Source organism: Pseudomonas entomophila L48, assembly GCF_000026105.1.
GTDB lineage: Bacteria > Pseudomonadota > Gammaproteobacteria > Pseudomonadales > Pseudomonadaceae > Aquipseudomonas > Aquipseudomonas entomophila.
On record NC_008027.1, the window covers coordinates 5,062,849 to 5,080,546 of the forward strand.

The window sequence follows — 17,698 nt, forward strand, 5'->3', positions numbered from 1 at the left end:
GGCGCTCGCGCACTTCAGCCGTGTGCCGCGAAGTAGCGGTTCAGCGCATTCAGGTCGGTGACATCCAGCACCCCCGCCAGATAACGCAACTGCAGCCAGGCGCGCAGGTACTCATGCCGCGCCTGGGCCAAGTCACGCCGAGCACCGAACAACTGCTGCTCGGCGTCCAGCACGTCAAGGTTGACCCGCTCTCCGCCGCGCACGCTCTTGCGCGTGGCCTGCACAAGCGCCGCCGCGGCGTTCACCGCCAGGCCATAGGCGCGGATCTTCGCCGTGCTGCTGGCACACAGGTTGAACTGCCGGCGCAGCTGGTTGACCGTCTCAAGCAACTGCGCGTCCAGTTCGTGCCCAGCGGCATCGCGCTGCGCCCGGGCCTGGCGCACCGAGGCCGCGACACCGCCCCCGGCGAACAGCGGCACGCTCACCTGCAAGCCGACCGTGTCGGTGTCATAGCGCTGGTTATAGCTGCTCTCGGAACTTGAACTGGAAATGCCCTTGCTGACATAGGCACTGAGCGTCGGCAGGTGACCGGCGCGCTGGTGCTCGACGTTCTGCTCGGCCACCTCCAGCCCATGGCGCTGGCTGGCAAGCTCGGCGTTATGGGCCACGGCCAGGTCGCGCCAGGGCTCGAACCGCGCAGGGGACAACGGCTGGACACTGAAGTCCGGCAGCATCGGCGCCAGGTCGTCGACGGCCACCGTCTCGCCGATGATCGCCTGCAATGCCCGCAGCGCCGCGTCGAGGTTGTCAGCGGACTCGATCTCCTGGGCCTGGGCCAGCTCGTAGCGGGCACGGGTTTCCAGGACATCGGTGCGGGTCCCCTCGCCGCCCTTGAGCAGGCGCTCGTTGAGGCTCAGTTGCTCGGCGTAGGTACGCCGCTGGGCCTGGGCCAGGGCAATCTGCTCCTGGGCGAACAGTGCCTCGCTGTAGGCGCCGAACAGCCGCACCATCAGCTCCTGGCCACGCCCGCGAAAGCGTTCGTCGGCCAACGCCGCCTGGGCCGCGCCACGGCGGTACTCGCTCCAGGCGGCATAGTCGAACAGCGGCTGCTGCAAGGTCAGGGTGGAGGTGTAGCTGCGGTAGTCGCGCTGGGTGGTGATATCCCCGAACTGGCTGCGCTGGGTCACCTCGGAGTCGTTGCGCGCACGGTTGTAGCGGTACGACAGGTTGGGCAGCAGCCCGGCACGGCCAATCGCCAGGTGCTCGAGCCCGGCGGCGTGCTCGGCGACCGCGGCCTTCAGGGTCGGATCGTTGCGCAGGGCCAGGGCGTAGGCGTCGCCCAGGTCCAGGGCTTGCACGGGCAGGCTCAGGCCGAACAGCAACATCGGCAACAACAGGCGCACGGGCATCACTCCTCCGCCAGGGCGACATGCACCCGGTCGGCCAACGGTTTGAACAGGTAGTTGAGCAGCGAGCGTTCGCCGGTGCGCACGAAGGCCTCCACCGGCATGCCTGGACGGATGTCGAGCCCGGCCAACTGGCGCAGGCCCTCTTCACTGACCTTGATGCGCACCTGGTAATAAGGTTGCTGGGTCTTGTCGTCGAGCAGGCGGTCGGCCGAGACCAGGGTCACCTCCCCCGCCACCCGTGGCGTGGTGCTCTGGTTGAACGCGACGAACAGCAACTCGACCGGCAAGCCGGGCTTGAGGCGGTCGACCAGTTCCACCGAAGCCCGCGCATCCACCAGCAGCGGCGCATTGGCGGGCACGATCTCCATCAGCGGCTGGCCGCGGGCGATCACGCCGCCATTGGTGAAGACACTCAAGCCGACCACGGTGCCGCTGGCCGGTGCGCGCACCTGGGTGTGGGCCAGCTCGAACTCGGCGCCACGCAGGCGGTTGCCCAGGTCTTCGGCGCTGGCCTGCCGTTCGCTCAGTTGCTGGCGTACATCGTTCTGGAATTCCTGCCGGCGCTGCACGGCGCGCAATTTAAGCTCCTGCACCTGGCGCTGGGTGCGACCGATCGCCCCCAGGTCCTCGGCAATCGAACCGTTGACCTGGGCCAACAGGCGCTCGCTGTCGAGCAGGCGATTGCGCGGGATGTAACCATCGCTGGCCAGCTCGCGCAGGCCTTTGAGCTGTTCGTCGAGGGCATCGCGCTGGGCCTGCTTGCTGGCCAGCGTGCCCTGCAAGCCCTGCAACGACGCCTGGGCGCCCGCGATGCTCTCGCCCAGGCCAGCCAGCTCCGTCTCCAGTGCCTGGCGGCGGCTGCCGAACAATTGCCGCTGGGCCTCCAGGGCTGCAGCCACCCACGGTGTGGCCGCTTGCTCGCGCAGCGCCGTGGGAAACTCGATCACCGCGCTGCCGTCGCGCTCAGCCAGCAGGCGCGCCTCGCCTGCGCGGGCATTGACGTATTGGACATGCAACGAGCCCTGCTGGGCCTGGGCCTGGGTGGCGTCCAGGCGCAACAGCACCTGCCCGGTCAGCACCTGGTCACCGTCGCGCACCAGCAGTTGTTCGATCACGCCACCCGTGGGGTGCTGCACCGCCTGGCGGCTGCCAGCCACCACCACGTTACCGCTGACCGGCACGCCCTTGTCCAACGGCGCGAGCGCGCCCCACAACAGGAAACCACCCAGGCCGACGAGCACCAGCCAGCGCCCTGCGCGGGCCGGCCCACGGGCGTCATCGCGCAGGGGCAGTGGCGCCTGAGCGGCGGACGGTTGGGAAAACAATGGATGCACGCTCATGCTCAGGATCTCTGGCTGCCTTGGTTGAAGCTGTAGCTGACACTGCTGCGCCCAGCCCCTGGTGCCGGTGTGGCAGGCCCCCGCGCCGAGCCTTGCAGCACCCGCGCGGTCGGGCCGAAGTTCTGCATCTGCCCGCCCTGCAACACCAGCAGTTTGTCCAGCCCGACCAACAGGCTGGACTTGTGGCTGATCATCACGACGGTGCGCGCCTGCGCCTTGAGTTCGGCCAGCGCGGCCAGCAAGGCTTTTTCACCCGCCTCGTCAAGGTTCGCGTTGGGCTCGTCCAGCACCACCAGCGCCGGCAGGCCGTACAGCGCCCGTGCCAGCCCGATGCGCTGGCGCTGCCCGCCGGAGAGGCCGGCGCCCCCCTCGCCCAGCAGCGTGTCGTAGCCCTGGGGCAACTTGAGGATCAGATCGTGCACGCCGGCCAGTTGCGCCGCCGCCACAACCTGTTCGGCATCCACCGGCCCGAGGCGGGCGATGTTGTCGCCGATGCTGCCGGCAAACAGCTGGACATCCTGGGGCAGGTAGCCGATATGCCGGCCCAGCGCTGCCCGTGACCACTGGTTCAGGTCGGCGCCATCCAGGCAGACCCGGCCCGCGGCCGGGCGAGCGGCGCCGACCAGCAGGCGGGCCAGGGTGGTCTTGCCGGAGCCGGAGGCACCGATCAGGCCCAGCGACTCCCCGGCCGCCAGGTCAAACCCCAGGCCACTCAGGCAAGGGCGCTGGCTGCCCGGCACCAGAGCCGCCAATTGCTCCACTCTCAACCCACCTCGTGGCGCGGGCAGCGCCATGCCCTCGACCTGGGGCGGGAAGGTCCGCAGCAGCGTGTCCAGACGCTCGTAGGATTGGCGCGCAGCACCCCACTGGCGCCACACCGCGATCAACTGGTCGATCGGCGCCAGCACCCGGGCCATGAGAATGGAACCGGCGATCATCATGCCGGGGGTGATCAGGTGTTCCAGCGCCAGCCAGGCACCCAACCCCAGCACCAGGGATTGCAAGGCCAGGCGCACCACCTTGGACACTGCGGTGATCGCCGCAGTGCGTTCGCTGCCCAGGTTCTGCTGGCCGAGAAAGCCGTGCTGCAACACGCTCCAGCGCTGACGCACACCGTCGAGCATGCCCATGGCGGCGATCGCCTCCGCATTGCGCAGGCTGCCCGAGGCCTGCTGCACGGCCTGTTGGGACAAACGCCCGGCCTCGGCGAACGGCCCTTGGGTCAGGCGCTCGTTGAGCCAGGCCAGGCCCGCCAACAGCACCGCGCCGACCAGCGCCAACAGCCCGAGCCACGGGCTGAACAGGAAGATCACCAGCAAGTAGAGCGGAAACCACGGCGCGTCGAAGAAGGCGAACAAGGCCTGGCCGGTGGCGAACTGGCGCAGCCCGGTCAGGTCGCCCAGGGCCTGTTGCGCGCCGTCCCGATGCCCGGCCAGGCTGGCCTGGCTGGCGGCCTCGAACACCCGTGGCGCCAGGCGCAGGTCAAGCCGTGTGCCCAGGCGGATCACCACCTGGCTGCGCAACCACTCCAGCGCGCCCATGAAGGCGAACAGGCCCAGCACCATCAGGCTGAGCATCAGCAAGGTCATCTCGTTGCCGGAAGACAGCACCCGGTCGTACACCTGCAGCATGTACAGGGCCGGCGCCAGCATCAGCAGATTGATGACGGCGGTGAACAGGGCGACATTGCCCAGCCCGCCACGGCAATCCAGCAGGGCCTGCCACAACTCGCCCGGGGCGTTGCGGGGTGTCTTCATCGATGACCTCGACAAGCGAGGCAGCCACAGGCATTTGACCTGCAGCCGGCCGCCTCGCAAAATTCGGAGGCACCACGGCCTGGGCCCGACAAGACGCGGGCCGTGGTGCGAGCAATGCGGCCAATGACGGTGCCATCCGTCATTGGCCTTTTTTCATGCCTGGCTTCAGGCGGCCAGGGCCAGGTCCTCAGGCAGTGCCTGCACGCCCACGGCCTGCGCGGAAGCTGCGCCGGAAGCGCCGCCCAGGGCTGCGGCCACCACGTCGAAGGTGTCGTTGGTCGACACGCCGTAGCTGGCCAGCAGGGTGTCCAGCACGCCTTCCAGCCCTGCGGTATTGCCCTGCATCAGGCCGTAGATCACGGTCTGCACTTCGTTGCCGGCACGCCCGGCGCCATGGGCGGCGTCCAGGTCCAGGCCATTGAAGTTCACCACGTAGTTGCCCAGGGTGAAGTCGCTGCCGCTGCCGCCACCCAGGACTTCACCCAGCGAGACGTTGTCCAGCGAACCCCACAGGTAGTGGTTGAGGTTGTCGCCCGGCGCCTTGCTCGGGTCGAACACATAGTGCAGGCCGTTGGCGTTGTTGCTGTCGGCGATGAACGCGTAGTCCGAGCTGTTGCGACCGTGGGTGGCGTACTGGTCGCCATCGTAGGTGCCGTTGCTGAAGCCGCCGGTGTTGCTGTAGCCGTGGCCTGCGGTGACGAAGCCGGCGCTCCAGAACGCCAGGTAGTCGTCGATGGTCGAGCTGGCGAAGGCGGCGTCATAGTTAACGGAAATAGTCATAACGGTTCCTCGTTCTTGCACAGTGAAGGCGAAGGCGTGTTCCGTGCCTTCGCGTCGCCCGGAATGGGCAAACCCGGTGGATCAGAAGCGGTACTCGAACATCCCGCTCAAGGTGCGGCCACGGGCCAGCGACAGGTTGTTGCCGTCGCCCATGGCCACGAAATAGGCCTCGTCGGTGGCGTTCTCCAGCGACAATGAGAGGTTGACGCTCGGGGTCATCCAGTAGCTGGCGTAGAGGTCGTAGACCTGGTACTTGGGCCACTGGGCCTGGTCGATCTTGTTGTAGGTGTGGCTCTTGAGGTTCTCGCCATTGCCCTCGCTGTAGCGCAGGCGCATGCCCACATCCAGACTGCGGTCGAGCAGGCGCATGCCCAGTGTCAGCGCGCCACGGTCGGCCGGCATGTAGGAGGCGTTGCCCATGATGTCACCGCAGCTGACGACTGCATTGGTGTCGGCGGCGGACTCGGCCCGCGACACACGGACCGGGAGCATGATGACGCGGTTGCCCACCCGTACCGGGCGCATGATGGTGCCGGCACTGACCAGACGCTGGGCGCCGCCCATGTAGAACTGGTTCGAGCAGAAGTCATTGCTGCCGATCATGTGGGTGTAGCTGAGCTGGCCGTAGTAGTCGCCGGCGTCATAGTCCAGGCTGTACTCCACGCCACGAAAGCGGGTGGTCTCCAGGTTGTTCTGGTACGCCGAGCGCCCCAGGGCGATGCCAGCCACGCTGCTGCCGGGCAGCGAGACGTTGGTGTCGAGGAACGAGAAGTTGTCGATACGCGTGTCGAAGTAGGCGACCTTGGCGCCGAAGCGGTCGCCGTCGCGCAGCAGCGATTCCTTGAAGATGTTCACGCCCAGCTCCCAGTTGTGCGACTCCTCGGCCTTGAGGAACGGGTTGGGGTAGACCATCTCGGCGCTGCCACCAGCATGCGGGCGGCCGCTCATGAACACTTCGGTGACTGCCGGCGGGCGCCAGCCACGGCCCCAGCGGGTGTACACCTGCAGCCATTCCGGCCCCGGTTTCACGGCAATGCCGAAGGTCGGCGAAAAACGCCCTTCCTCAGTGTCCTCGTCGAAGATCATGTGGGTCTGCCGACGGCTCAGCCCGACATCGGTGACCCCTTCGGGGTACATCCAGGTGGTGACGCCGGTCTTGCCGGTCAGGCGGTAGCGGTCATAACGCAGCCCGGCGTCCAGGGTCAGCCAGTCGTCGTGCTCGTAGGTGAGGTTGCCGAACAGGCTGGCCATCACCCGCTTGCCCTTGGGGTTGGCGCCCTGCACATAGGGCAGCGACTCCACCTCGTTGGCGGCGGCGACACGCTCGGTGCTGGGGCGGAAGCTGTCCTGGAACAACTCGGTGCCATAGTTGAAGCTCAGGGTGTCGGCTTGCCCCAGGTGCCAGCGCGAGGTGTTCTGCAACTGCAGGCCCCAGGTGTCGGTCTGGAAGCGGTCGCTGTAGGCCTCGACACGGTTGCCGGTGCTGGCGCTGGCCATGTTGTCGGCGTTCCAGCGGTCCTGACGGGTGGTCACGTAGTACAGCTTGGCCTTGAAATCGACCAGGTCGTTGTCGGGGCTGTAGCTGTAGTCGAGAGCAGCGTTCTTCGCGTTGATGTCGTTGCTGCCGGTGACCTGGTAGTAGTAGCGATTGCGCGTACTGTCGTTGTAGGTCCAGGCGTCCTTGCTGTCGGTGTCGGTCTCGAAGTAGCTCAATTGCACGCGCTGGTCGTCAGTCAGGTTCAGGCCGAGCTTGAACAATTGCGAGCGGGTCACGCTGTCCATCGCCCCGACTTCACCGTCGAGCCAGCTTTTCCAGGCTTCGCGGTTCTCCAGCTTGCCGCGGATCTGCGTGCCCAGGTTATCGGCGTTCTGCGTGCCGCTGCGATAGTTGCCAAAGTGCCGCTCGCTGTGGCCGAGCAGGATGTCGCCCCGCTCGTTGCCAATGGCGAACAGCGCGCTGCCATTGAAGTAGGTGCCGTTGCCCAGCTCACCGATACCGTGGCCGGCGCGCAGGCGGCCGCCGATGTCCTTGCCGGGGGCGAGCAGGTCGCTGGCCTGGACGGTATTGAAGCTGGCGATGCCGCCGATGACCCCGGCGCCGCCCATGCCGGCGGAAGTGCCCTTGTCGATCTCGACGCCCTGGATGAACTCCGGGTCGATGAACATCACACCGTTGCGCTGCTGGTGGCCGTTGACGTTGAAGTTCTGGCGCATGCCGTCGATGTTCATGTTGACCCGGCCGTAGTCCTGCACGCCGCGGATGTTCACCGACAACCCCGGGTCGCGCTGGTTGACCGCGGTATATACGCCGGCAGTCTGTTCCAGCAGGTCGGCGGCATGGCGTGGCGCACGCTGCTCGATCTGCTCGCGGGTGATCACGCTGACCGAGCGCGGCGCCTGGTACACCCAGTCGCCGTCACGGTTCGACTCGACATGGGTGGCCCCCAGTTCCAGTGCTTCGTCTGCCTGGGGAATTCGCTCCAGGCCGACCTGCCCGACAGCACTGAAGTGGTAGCGCACCGGGTTGCCACGCAACAGTTGGCGCAAGCCTTCCTCGGCCTCGTGGCTGCCCTGCAGCCCATCACTGCGCAGGCCGGCCAGCTTGCGGCTGTCGAAGAACACCTGCACGCCTGACTGCTCGGCGTAGGCGAGTACCGCGCTGTCGAGCGCCTGGGCCGGAATGTCGAACTGGATCAGGTTGCGCTTGGCGGTGCTCTGCTGGGGCGCGGCCTGCGCCATGCCGATCCCCATCGGCAAGGTGCAGCTTGCGAATGCCAGGCTACCGGCCAGGGCGAGGCGACCCAAAGGGCGCAGAGGTTGTTGTCGTGGCGTGCTCACTGCAATTGCTCGTCCGTTGTTGGCGTTTTCTAGTAATGAAAATCAATCTCAACAATCAGACGAGCAACACAGGAAAAGTCAGTAACGGAAAATGAAATTAATTGTTCGCCGCGCCGTTTCAGTAGATCACGGTCACGCCAGGCAGCTCGAAACGTCTGGCCTTGAGCTCGTCGGCCAGGACATTGGCCGCCGCGCCAAGGTTGTCGAGGCGGAATACACCGCTGACCTCGCGGCGTGCCAACGCTTCGTTCATCACCATCAGCCGCCCATCACGGTAGTGATTGAGCCGTGCCACCACTTCGGCCAACGGCTGGCGTTCGAACACCAGCACCCCGCGCTGCCAATCGGTGGCCCGGCGCAGGTCATGCCGTGGCCAGGGCCGCACGCCGGCCTGCTGGTCGTAGCGCAGGCTGTCGCCCTGCTCCAGCACCTGGCGGGCCTTGCCCTGCGTGGGCGGTGCCAGCAACTCCACGGCGACGCTGTGTTCGAGCATGCCGACCCAGCCGCCCTCGCCCGCCGCGCCGACCACGAAGCGGGTGCCCAGGGCGCGGCTGGTGGCGCCCGCGTACTCGACCACGAATGGCCGTTGCTCGGCGGCGCTGACGGGGGCGGCGGTGAAGATCGCTTCGCCCGTCAGCAAACGGATGCGCCGCTCCCGTTCGTCGAAGGCGACCTGAATGGCACTGCGGCTGTCCAGGTCGACCTGGCTGCCATCGGGCAGGGTCACCTGACGCACCTCGCCGGTGCCGGTGAGATAGTCGGCACGCCAGCCCAGCCAGGCCTGCGGCCCTTGCTGCACGGCCAGCACCGCCAGCAGCACCGTTGCCACGCAGGCAACCAGCCTGCGCAAGCGCGGGCGGTGCCGACGGGGCACCCTGGCGGGGCGTATTGCGCCTCGGTGGGCCTGGCCAGTGGCCGGAAGGCTCGCCAGTTGGCCCAGGTCGGCCCAGGTAGCCTGGGCCAACGCATAAGCTTGGGCGTGACGCGAGTCACTGCCGCACCACCGCTCGAGCGCCTGCTGCTGCGCGGTGCTCAGGGGGCCGGCGCCCTGCAGCACCACCCACTCGGCGGCCTGCTCGCGGATGGCTTGCTCGTTCTGGCTGCTCACACGGTTCTCTCGCGATCTGGTTATGTCTGGGCTGACGTCTGAGGCGGGGTTTGTCAGTAAACCGTTGGTCATTCGGTTTCCTGCAGGCACTGCATCACATAGGCCAGGGCCTTGGCCAAGTGCTTCTGCACGGAACTGTCGGAAATCCCCAGGTGGCGGGCGACCTCCGCGTGGGTCATGCCTTCCAGGCGGTTGAGACGAAACACCTGTTGGGTGCGCTCGGGCAGTTCACCGAGTATCGCCTGCAAACGACGCAGGTGCTGCTCCCGGGCCGCCTGTTCGTCGAGCGCCGGGCGCTCCTCGACAATGCTTTCAAGCGCTTCATGGGGAACCAGGTCGGTCTTGCGCCGCTGCTGCTGGCGCACATGGTCAACCATCAGGTTGTGCGCGGTGCGGTACAGGTAGGCCTGGGCGTTGTCGATCTGCTCATGACGCTGCTGCTCGGCCAGGCGCAGGAAGCTGTCCTGCACCAGGTCGGCCGCCAGCTGCGGGTCGCGCACCTTGCGCGTGAGCAGGCCCTGAAGGTTTTTCGCGTGCTTGAGGAAAAGCCGCTTGAGATCGAACTCCGCCACACGCACTCCATGGGTGGTCGCAAGGTGGCGGCATGCTACTAGCTATTGAGAATCACTTGCAAGAAGGCATTACAGAGGGTACTACCTGGTCGCAAACCTTATAGGTAAAGACTTCTGGCGCCGACAGAGCCACCTGCACCACCGGCACGAATCGACCGGTCGACTTGTAGAAGTCCTTCTGGATGCTCCTGGCGGGCTCGCGACCGGCAGTGCTGGTGTAGAAGAACGCCTCCACCGGCAGGTTGTGCACGTTCTGCGCCCAGGTCTTGATCACCACTTCGTTCTGGCGCCAGCGCACGTGTTCCTGATCGGGGTTTTCCCGCGCCTGCAGGCTCAAATCAAAGCCCGCCTTGTCCGGATCGAAACTGCACTGATGATCGTAACGCGCCTCACCCGTTGGATACTGCGTGAAGCGGCGGCGCCATTGTGTCACGGTGTTGATTTTCCCTAGCGCACAACGATCACTGTCTGCATAGCCCTTGTTCTTCCCACAACCGCTGCCATCCCGCGTCGCAGTACCGCCATCATAGGGATAGGCGCACAGCACTTTGAGCGGGAGCAAAGGCGCCACCCAACGGTTGCCTTCGGTAAGAATCAGGCCGTGGGTGCGGTTTTCCTGCAGCTTGAGGGTCTTCAGGTCGCGACGGATGTAGCTGAACGAAACACCACCGAGCTTCTGTGCGCCAGGGCTCGGGTTCCAGGCACGAAATGCCGGCGAGTAGTCGACCACGCGGATGAACACGCCATTGCATTGGTAGTCCGCCTGGTCGCCCGGGCAAGGCCCGGTCTCCTGAAAGCGGGCGTTCAAGCCCTGTACCACCTGCGCCCCCGACACCGCGACGCGGGCCAGCGCTGAAGTCACCGTCACGCTCAGCGGCCTGGAAACGACCAGAGCACCGGCACCAGCGATCTTGTAGCTGTAGGTGAGCGTGATCGAACGCCCGATATTCTCCTGCAGCCAGGCACGCGGAATACTGAACGTCAACGGCCCATCGTCAACCACCTTTTCTATCTTGGTGTCACGCGTGACTGAACCAACCAGGCGCACGCCAACCGTGTCACCCGGCGCCATGGCGCCGAAGAGCACCGTCACCTTGGCGTCATCGCCAAGGGAATCGAACTCCAGCTGGCCATCGACCGTCCCCGCGACGCCGAACTGTTCGGGCCGAGTGCTGACGATACTGACCGGTAGCGCGGCAGAGGTGAACAACTTGCCGGTACCCTTGGCCTTGTAGCTGTAGGTCAACGTGACCGTACGCCCCAGGTTTTCGCGCAACCATGACCGGGGCAGATTGAAGCTCAACACGCCCGGCGCGGTCACGGTCTGGATCACCGTATCGCGGGTGAGAACACCGGCCAGCCTGGCCCCGACCGTGTCGCCCTTGCCCATGCCGGTGTAGAACACCTTCAGGGTGGCGTCACCTGTCAACGGGTCGAGGTCCAGTTCGCTGCCAACGGCCTGTTGCAGGGCAAACACCGGCTGCTCAGGCAAGGGCTCGGCGACCGCGACAATCGACAGCAGCATCAGCACGAAAACCGGGAACGAGCGCATGCATGCATCCTCGTGGACGTGAGCGAAGGGGCTCAGCGTCGCAGAGGATTTCAAAACGCAAAACTGGCAAAAATGCCAGGTATGGCACCTGGCAGTGGTGCTTGTCGTTACTCGAACAGCGCGTCCAGCGCCTGCTCAAGGCGGGTCACCGCGATCACCTGCAGGCCCGCCGGTGCTTCCTTCGGCGCATTGCCCTTGGGCACGATGGCGCGCTTGAAACCATGCTTGGCCGCTTCCTTCAGGCGCTCCTGGCCACTGGGGACCGGACGCACCTCGCCCGACAGGCCGATCTCGCCGAACACCAGCAGGCCGTGGGCCAACGGGCGATTGCGCAGGCTCGACATCACCGCCGCCAGCAGCGCCAGGTCGGATGCAGTCTCGAGCACCTTGACCCCGCCCACCACGTTGAGGAACACGTCCTGGTCGTGGGTGGGGATGCCGCCGTGCCGGTGCAGCACCGCCAGCAGCATGGCCAGGCGGTTCTGGTCCAGGCCCAGGGTCACCCGGCGGGGGTTGGCCAGGTGGCTGTCGTCGACCAATGCCTGCACCTCCACCAGCATCGGCCGGGTCCCCTCCCAGGTGGCCATGACCACGCTGCCGGGCACTTCTTCCTGGGTGCGGTTGAGGAAGATCGCCGACGGGTTGGAGACCTCTTTCAGGCCGCGGTCGGTCATGCCGAACACGCCCAGTTCGTTGACCGCGCCGAAGCGGTTCTTCACCGCCCGCAGCAGGCGCAGGCGGCCATCGGACTCACCTTCGAAATACAGCACGGTATCGACCATGTGTTCCAGTACCCGTGGGCCGGCCAGCGAGCCCTCCTTGGTGACATGGCCTACCAGGAAGATCGCCGTGCCGCTCTGCTTGGCGTAGCGCACCAGCAGCGCCGTGCTCTCGCGCACCTGGGCCACGCCGCCGGGGGCCGACTGCAACTGCTCGGTGAAGATGGTCTGGATCGAGTCGATCACCATCACCCGCGGCTTCTCCACGCGGGCGGTGGCGATGATGGTTTCGATGCAGGTTTCGGTCATCACCTTGAGCTGGTCCTGGGGCAGGCCCAGGCGCCGCGAGCGCATGGCCACCTGCTGCTGCGACTCCTCGCCGGTGACGTACAGCGCAGGCATCTGCACGGCGATGTTGCACAAGGTCTGCAGGAGGATGGTCGACTTGCCGATGCCGGGGTCGCCACCAATCAGCACCACGGAGCCATCCACCAGCCCGCCCCCCAGCACCCGGTCAAGCTCGGTGCTGCTGGTGGTGAAGCGCGGGATCTCCTCGACGCTCACCTCGGCCAGGGTCTTGATCTGCGCCTGCTGCCCGGTCCAGCCGGCACGCCCGCTGGGGGCCGCGGCGCCGCCGCTCTCGATCATGGTTTCAACCAGGGTGTTCCAGGCGCCGCAATCGCCGCACTGCCCGGCCCATTTGGGGAAGGTCGCGCCGCACTCGGTGCAGCCATACAAGCGCTTGGCCTTGGCCATGGGCGGGGTCTCCTGGAAAAAACCGCCATGATAGCCGAACACGGACGTGTCTCGGGGGCCTCGAGGGGCGACAAAACTATTCGCGCTAAGCGCAGTCATTAGCTGCGAACGTCACGCATGAAGCGTTTTAGTGGCTTACACTGCGTTTACCTCTCCATTCGTAACAAAGGAATACAGCATGGGCATGCTCAGTGAATTCAAGGCCTTCGCGGTCAAGGGAAATGTCGTCGACATGGCGGTGGGTATCATCATCGGCGCGGCCTTCGGCAAGATCGTGTCGTCCTTCGTCGGTGACGTGATCATGCCCCCCATCGGCCTGCTGATCGGCGGCGTGGACTTCAGCGACCTGGCCATCACGCTCAAGGCCGCCGAAGGCGATGTGCCGGCCGTGGTGCTGGCTTATGGCAAATTCATCCAGACCATCCTTGACTTCATCATCGTCGCCTTCGCCATCTTCATGGGCGTGAAGGTAATCAACCGCCTCAAGCGCGAAGAAGCCGTGGCCCCGACCGCACCGCCAGTGCCCAGCGCCGAAGAGACCCTGCTGACCGAGATTCGCGACCTGCTCAAGGCGCAGAACCGCCAGCCCTGACCGAAGCCGGCGCCTATGACGCGCCCTGTAGGGGCCAGCCTTGCTGGCGAACGAGCGCGCCACGGTTTCAACAACGAGCCCTGGCCGGTTCGCCAGCAAGGCTGGCTCCTACAGGGGGATACCGCGCATTACCAGTAGTTTTCTACCGCCACCTGGCCGGGGCGCTTGCTCAGGCTCAGTTGCAGATCGCGGGCCTTCAGCACCTTGCGTGTCTCGTCGATCATCTCCGGGTTGCCGCAGAGCATGATCCGCGAGTGCTCCGGTGACAGCGCCAGCCCCGCCGCCTTCTCCAGTTCGCCATTCTCGATCAGCGTGGTGATGCGCGCGTTCAGCGCGCCCGGATGCTGCTCACGGGTCACCACCGGGATGAACTGCAGCTTGCCCGCGAACTCGGCCAGATAGTCGCGTTGTTCCAAGCCGGCAATCTCCTCCAGGTAGGCCAGTTCCTTCGCCTCGCGCACCGAGTACACCAGCTTGATGTTGTCGAAACGCTCCCAGGCCTCGAAGTCCTGAAGAATCGACATGAAGGGCGCAATACCGGTGCCAGTGGCCAACAGCCACAGGTCACGACCACCCACGAACCGGTCCAAGGTCAGGTAGCCGAATGCCTGGCGATCGATCAGCAAGGTGTCGCCCTCACCCAGCCGGCTGAGCTCACTGGTGAACTCGCCACCGGGCACCACGATGGAGAAGAAATCAAGGAACTCGTCGTGAGGTGCGCTGACCATGGAATACGCGCGCCAGACCACGCTGCCATCGGCCTTGGTCACCCCCAGGCGAGCGAACTGCCCGGCACGGAAGCGAAACCCGGCGTCGCGGCCGACCCGCAGGCTGAACAGGTTGGGGGTCAGGGGCTGGACGTCGAGCAGGGTCTGGCGGGTGAACTTGTCGGCACTGGCGGTCATGACGGGCTCCATCTACAGGTGCGCCTAGTGTCGCGCAATGCGGACAGGATAAACACCGTCGGTTTGTAGGGCATCGTCAACGGACTACAGCAAACTGCTTAGAAAGCGGCACAGCTATAGCAAAAAAACCGAGCACAGGACGAGGACATTTCCTACACTTCGTCCCGTGCGGCGTAGTTATTGGATCCATGGCGAAACAATGGAGCTTCACCGATGCCTTACTGGAAGAGCGAAGATATTCAGCAGCTGCTGGAAGAGCGCAATCCTCAGCGAATGTTCGAAATTGCCGTGACGATGTCCCAGGCACTGGGGATGGAATACCTCGGCCTAAGCCTGCACCTGCACATCGCCGCCCAAAATCCGCAGGTGATTCTCTACAACAATTATCCGCGCGAATGGAACGAACACTATCGACAGGGAAACTTCCTCACGATAGATCCGATAGTGTCAATGTGCCATAAAACGCTCAAACCGCAAATCTGGAGCGACGAACTGTACTGCGAGGTTCCACATTTTCGCGAATCGGCCATGCGATTCGGAATCACCCATGGCTGGACCCAGTCAGTCTTCGATCAACGGCACAATGAAAGTCAACTTAGCGTGTGCCGGGGCAAGCGCCCAATCAAGGTGAAAGAAGTCTATGACAAAGCTTCCCAGGTGATGTGGCTGTGCAACACATTGCACGCGGCGCTCAGTGAGCACCACCTGGAAAAACTCAGCCCGACACCCAATCTGAGCGAGCGTGAGCTGGAAGTGCTCAAATGGTCCGCAGGCGGCAAGACCGCCGCGGATGTGGCAACCATTCTGTCGCTGTCCACCAGCACGGTGAATTTCCATATTCGTAGTGTGATCAACAAGACCAACGCCGCGAACAAGGCTGGCGCCATCGCCGTCGCCTTCCTGCGCGGCCTGCTCTGACAGCCCGTCCCCCGTCGACGGGCAAAGCCCTGTAGAATCGCCCACCGCAAGCCTGCCGCACAGCGCGCCAGGCAGATTCGCAGCTGAGCCCATGTCATGCCCCTGTTCAACAGCCCCTTCGCCGACCTCGACCTGATCCGCCAGCCGGAGCAGGCCAACGACCCGCTGCTGGCCTTCGACGCCGCCGACCAGTATCTGCTGGAGCACCTGGCCGCCCAGGCCCCGGCAGCGAACTGCAAAGTACTGGTGCTCAATGACAGTTTCGGTGCCCTGGCGGCCAGCCTGGCTGGACGGCTGGAGGTGATCAGCAGCGGCGACTCGCACCTGGCGCGCATGGCGCTGGAGAAGAACCTGGCACGTAACGGCAAAGGCTTTGACAGCGTGCCGTTCATGCCTGCCAACGAAACCTGGCAAGGTCCGTTCGACCGGGTGCTGGTGCGTGTGCCCAAGACCCTGGCGCTGCTCGAGGAGCAACTGATCCGCCTGCAAGGCCAGCTTGCCCCGGGTGCCCAGGTGATCGCCGGCGCCATGATCAAGCACCTGCCACGCGCCGCGGGCGACCTGATGGAAAAGTACATCGGCCCGGTCCAGGCTTCGCTGGCGCAGAAAAAGGCCCGTCTGCTCACTGCCACCGTCGCCGAGCGCCCATTGGCGAGCTCTCCCTACCCTAGCCGCTACCGCCTGGACAGCCCTGCGCTGGAGCTGGTCAACCATGCCAACGTGTTCTGCCGCGAAGGGCTGGACATCGGCACCCGGGCCTTCCTGCCCCACCTGCCGCGCAACCTGGGCCAGGCGCGGGTCGCGGACCTGGGCTGCGGCAACGGCGTGCTGGCCATCGCCAGCGCCCTGGCCAACCCCGATGCCCACTACACGCTGGTGGACGAGTCGTACATGGCGGTGCAATCGGCCCGTGACAACTGGCAGGCGGCGCTGGGTGAACGCGCAGTCGAGATTCACGCAGCCGACGGCTTGGCCGGGCAAGAAAAGCAATCGTTGGAGGTGGTGCTGTGCAACCCGCCGTTCCACCAGCAACAGGTGGTCGGCGACTTCCTCGCCTGGCGGATGTTCCAGCAGGCGCGTGAGGCGCTGGTGGTGGGAGGTGCGCTGTACATCGTCGGCAACCGGCACCTGGGCTATCACAGCAAATTGGCGCGGTTGTTCCGGGGGGTCGAGCAGGTGGCGGCGACGCCGAAGTTCGTGGTGTTGAAAGCCCGGAAATGAAGAGGGCCGCTGCGCGGCCCATCGCGGGTAAACCCGCTCCTACAGGTACCGCGCCAGACCTGTAGGAGCCAGCCTTGCTGGCGAACACCGGCAAGGCCGGTGCCAAACACTGCCGTGTCTGCTTCGCAGGTCAGTGGGTACTCAACCCCGCCGCGCTCATGAACATGCGCATGCCATAAGCCACCACCCCCAGCGCCGCGACGCTCAGCGCCCAGATCAGCACCAGCCAGCCCAGGCGTTGCCACAACGGTTTTTTCTCTTCGACACTCATCACCACGCGCTCCTAGTGATAGCCATCTTCATGGGTCACCTTGCCGCGGAACACGTAGTAGCTCCAGTAGGTGTAACCCAGAATGAACGGCAGGATGAACAGCGTGCCCACCAGCATGAAGCCCTGGCTCTGCGGCGGCGCCGCGGCATCCCAGATGCTGATCGACGGCGGGATGATGTTCGGCCACAGGCTGATGCCCAGCCCGCTGTAGCCCAGGAAGATCAGCACCAGCGTCAACAGGAACGGCGTGTAGTGCGCGTTACGCGCCACCGCCCGCAGCAAGCCGTAGAAGGTCACCAGCACCAGGATCGGCACCGGCATGAACCAGACCAGGTTGGGCATGCTGAACCAGCGCTCGGCGATTTGCGGGTAGGCGATTGGCGTCCACAGGCTGACGATGCCGATCACCGCCAGCAGCACCAGCGCCAGGGGCCGGGCCATGTCATGCATTTTCTGCTGCAGTGGCCCTTCGGTCTTCATGATCAGCCAGGTGCAACCCAGCAAGGTGTAGGCCACGATCAGGCCCAGGCCGCAGAACAGCGTGAACGGGGTCAGCCAGTCCAGGGTGCCGCCGGCGAACTTGCGGTCGACCACCTTGAAGCCTTCGATGAAGGCCCCCAGGGCCACGCCCTGGAAGAAGGTCGCCACCAGCGAACCCCAGATGAACGCCTTGTCCCAGATATGCCGCTTGTTGGCCCTGGCCTTGAAGCGGAACTCGAAGGCCACGCCGCGGAAGATCAGCCCCACCAGCATCAGGATCAACGGCAGGTACAGCGCCTCGAGCACCACCGAGTAGGCCAGCGGGAAGGCACCGAACAATGCCGCGCCCCCCAGCACCAGCCAGGTTTCGTTGCCGTCCCATACCGGGGCGACGGTGTTCATCATCACATCACGGTCACGCTCGTCCTGGACGAAGGGGAAGAGCATGCCAATCCCCAGGTCGAAACCATCCATCACCACGTACATCATGACGCCGAAGATGATGATCACGGCCCAGATCAGCGGAAGATCGATACCCAT

The 17,698-nt window shown here is 65.2% G+C and carries 15 protein-coding genes; 3 read left to right on the top strand and 12 right to left on the bottom strand.

Annotation, left to right across the window (positions count from 1 at the left end):
• Positions 1-14: 14 nt before the first annotated feature.
• From PSEEN_RS22020 to radA, 9 genes are all read right to left on the bottom strand, one after another.
• Positions 15-1,343, bottom strand: coding sequence for a TolC family outer membrane protein (locus PSEEN_RS22020; protein ID WP_476726658.1), 1,329 nt, complete (start codon positions 1,341-1,343; stop codon positions 15-17).
• 5 nt (positions 1,344-1,348) lie between these two features.
• Positions 1,349-2,689: an HlyD family type I secretion periplasmic adaptor subunit gene (locus PSEEN_RS22025; protein ID WP_011535783.1), complete on the bottom strand. Its 1,341-nt coding sequence runs from the start codon at positions 2,687-2,689 to the stop codon at positions 1,349-1,351.
• A 2-nt stretch (positions 2,690-2,691) separates the two neighbouring features.
• Positions 2,692-4,446 carry a type I secretion system permease/ATPase gene (locus PSEEN_RS22030; protein WP_011535784.1) on the bottom strand — a complete coding sequence of 585 codons (1,755 nt, stop codon included), beginning with the start codon at positions 4,444-4,446 and terminating at the stop codon, positions 2,692-2,694.
• Between the two features lie 165 nt (positions 4,447-4,611).
• Complete coding sequence (locus PSEEN_RS22035) at positions 4,612-5,226, bottom strand: heme acquisition protein HasA (protein WP_011535785.1); 615 nt, start codon at positions 5,224-5,226, stop codon at positions 4,612-4,614.
• An 81-nt stretch (positions 5,227-5,307) separates the two neighbouring features.
• The gene (locus PSEEN_RS22040; protein WP_011535786.1) at positions 5,308-8,064 is read right to left on the bottom strand and encodes a TonB-dependent receptor; all 2,757 of its coding nucleotides are present in this window, start codon (positions 8,062-8,064) and stop codon (positions 5,308-5,310) included.
• 118 nt (positions 8,065-8,182) lie between these two features.
• Positions 8,183-9,172, bottom strand: a complete 990-nt coding sequence (locus tag PSEEN_RS22045; protein WP_011535787.1) for a FecR family protein — start codon at positions 9,170-9,172, stop codon at positions 8,183-8,185.
• Between the two features lie 68 nt (positions 9,173-9,240).
• Positions 9,241-9,744: an RNA polymerase sigma factor gene (locus PSEEN_RS22050; RefSeq protein WP_011535788.1), complete on the bottom strand. Its 504-nt coding sequence runs from the start codon at positions 9,742-9,744 to the stop codon at positions 9,241-9,243.
• Between the two features lie 52 nt (positions 9,745-9,796).
• A complete protein-coding gene (locus tag PSEEN_RS25835; protein WP_011535789.1) occupies positions 9,797-11,296 on the bottom strand; it encodes a hypothetical protein in 1,500 nt (499 codons plus the stop codon).
• 107 nt (positions 11,297-11,403) lie between these two features.
• A complete protein-coding gene (gene radA, locus PSEEN_RS22060) occupies positions 11,404-12,771 on the bottom strand; it encodes a DNA repair protein RadA (RefSeq protein WP_011535790.1) in 1,368 nt (455 codons plus the stop codon).
• Between the two features lie 178 nt (positions 12,772-12,949).
• On the opposite strand from radA, the gene mscL reads away from it, so the two are divergent.
• Positions 12,950-13,363 (top strand): large-conductance mechanosensitive channel protein MscL, encoded by a 414-nt coding sequence (gene mscL, locus PSEEN_RS22065; RefSeq protein ID WP_011535791.1) that lies wholly within the window; start codon positions 12,950-12,952, stop codon positions 13,361-13,363.
• 128 nt (positions 13,364-13,491) lie between these two features.
• Here the strand turns inward: mscL and PSEEN_RS22070 are convergent, their stop codons facing one another.
• Complete coding sequence (locus PSEEN_RS22070) at positions 13,492-14,268, bottom strand: ferredoxin--NADP reductase (RefSeq protein WP_011535792.1); 777 nt, start codon at positions 14,266-14,268, stop codon at positions 13,492-13,494.
• 213 nt (positions 14,269-14,481) lie between these two features.
• On the opposite strand from PSEEN_RS22070, the gene PSEEN_RS22075 reads away from it, so the two are divergent.
• Complete coding sequence (locus PSEEN_RS22075) at positions 14,482-15,186, top strand: autoinducer binding domain-containing protein (protein ID WP_011535793.1); 705 nt, start codon at positions 14,482-14,484, stop codon at positions 15,184-15,186.
• A gap of 96 nt (positions 15,187-15,282) precedes the next feature.
• A complete protein-coding gene (locus PSEEN_RS22080) occupies positions 15,283-16,407 on the top strand; it encodes a methyltransferase (RefSeq protein ID WP_011535794.1) in 1,125 nt (374 codons plus the stop codon).
• Between the two features lie 130 nt (positions 16,408-16,537).
• On the opposite strand, the gene PSEEN_RS22085 is transcribed toward PSEEN_RS22080, so the two are convergent.
• Both PSEEN_RS22085 and cydB read right to left on the bottom strand, forming a co-directional pair.
• Complete coding sequence (locus PSEEN_RS22085) at positions 16,538-16,678, bottom strand: DUF2474 domain-containing protein (RefSeq protein ID WP_011535795.1); 141 nt, start codon at positions 16,676-16,678, stop codon at positions 16,538-16,540.
• Positions 16,679-16,690: 12 nt separating this feature from the next.
• Positions 16,691-17,698 (bottom strand): cytochrome d ubiquinol oxidase subunit II, encoded by a 1,008-nt coding sequence (gene cydB / locus PSEEN_RS22090; RefSeq protein ID WP_011535796.1) that lies wholly within the window; start codon positions 17,696-17,698, stop codon positions 16,691-16,693.

Bases quoted from the DNA above. Each gene is read 5' to 3' on its own strand.
- cydB (WP_011535796.1), bottom strand. From the start codon at position 17,698: ATGGGTATCGATCTTCCGCTGATCTGGGCCGTGATCATCATCTTCGGC.
- PSEEN_RS22080 (WP_011535794.1), top strand. From the start codon at position 15,283: ATGCCCCTGTTCAACAGCCCCTTCGCCGACCTCGACCTGATCCGCCAG.
- PSEEN_RS22070 (WP_011535792.1), bottom strand. From the start codon at position 14,268: ATGACCGCCAGTGCCGACAAGTTCACCCGCCAGACCCTGCTCGACGTC.
- PSEEN_RS22025 (WP_011535783.1), bottom strand. From the start codon at position 2,689: ATGAGCGTGCATCCATTGTTTTCCCAACCGTCCGCCGCTCAGGCGCCA.
- PSEEN_RS22075 (WP_011535793.1), top strand. From the start codon at position 14,482: ATGCCTTACTGGAAGAGCGAAGATATTCAGCAGCTGCTGGAAGAGCGC.
- PSEEN_RS22035 (WP_011535785.1), bottom strand. From the start codon at position 5,226: ATGACTATTTCCGTTAACTATGACGCCGCCTTCGCCAGCTCGACCATC.
- radA (WP_011535790.1), bottom strand. From the start codon at position 12,771: ATGGCCAAGGCCAAGCGCTTGTATGGCTGCACCGAGTGCGGCGCGACC.
- PSEEN_RS25835 (WP_011535789.1), bottom strand. From the start codon at position 11,296: ATGCGCTCGTTCCCGGTTTTCGTGCTGATGCTGCTGTCGATTGTCGCG.
- mscL (WP_011535791.1), top strand. From the start codon at position 12,950: ATGGGCATGCTCAGTGAATTCAAGGCCTTCGCGGTCAAGGGAAATGTC.
- PSEEN_RS22030 (WP_011535784.1), bottom strand. From the start codon at position 4,446: ATGAAGACACCCCGCAACGCCCCGGGCGAGTTGTGGCAGGCCCTGCTG.
- PSEEN_RS22085 (WP_011535795.1), bottom strand. From the start codon at position 16,678: ATGAGTGTCGAAGAGAAAAAACCGTTGTGGCAACGCCTGGGCTGGCTG.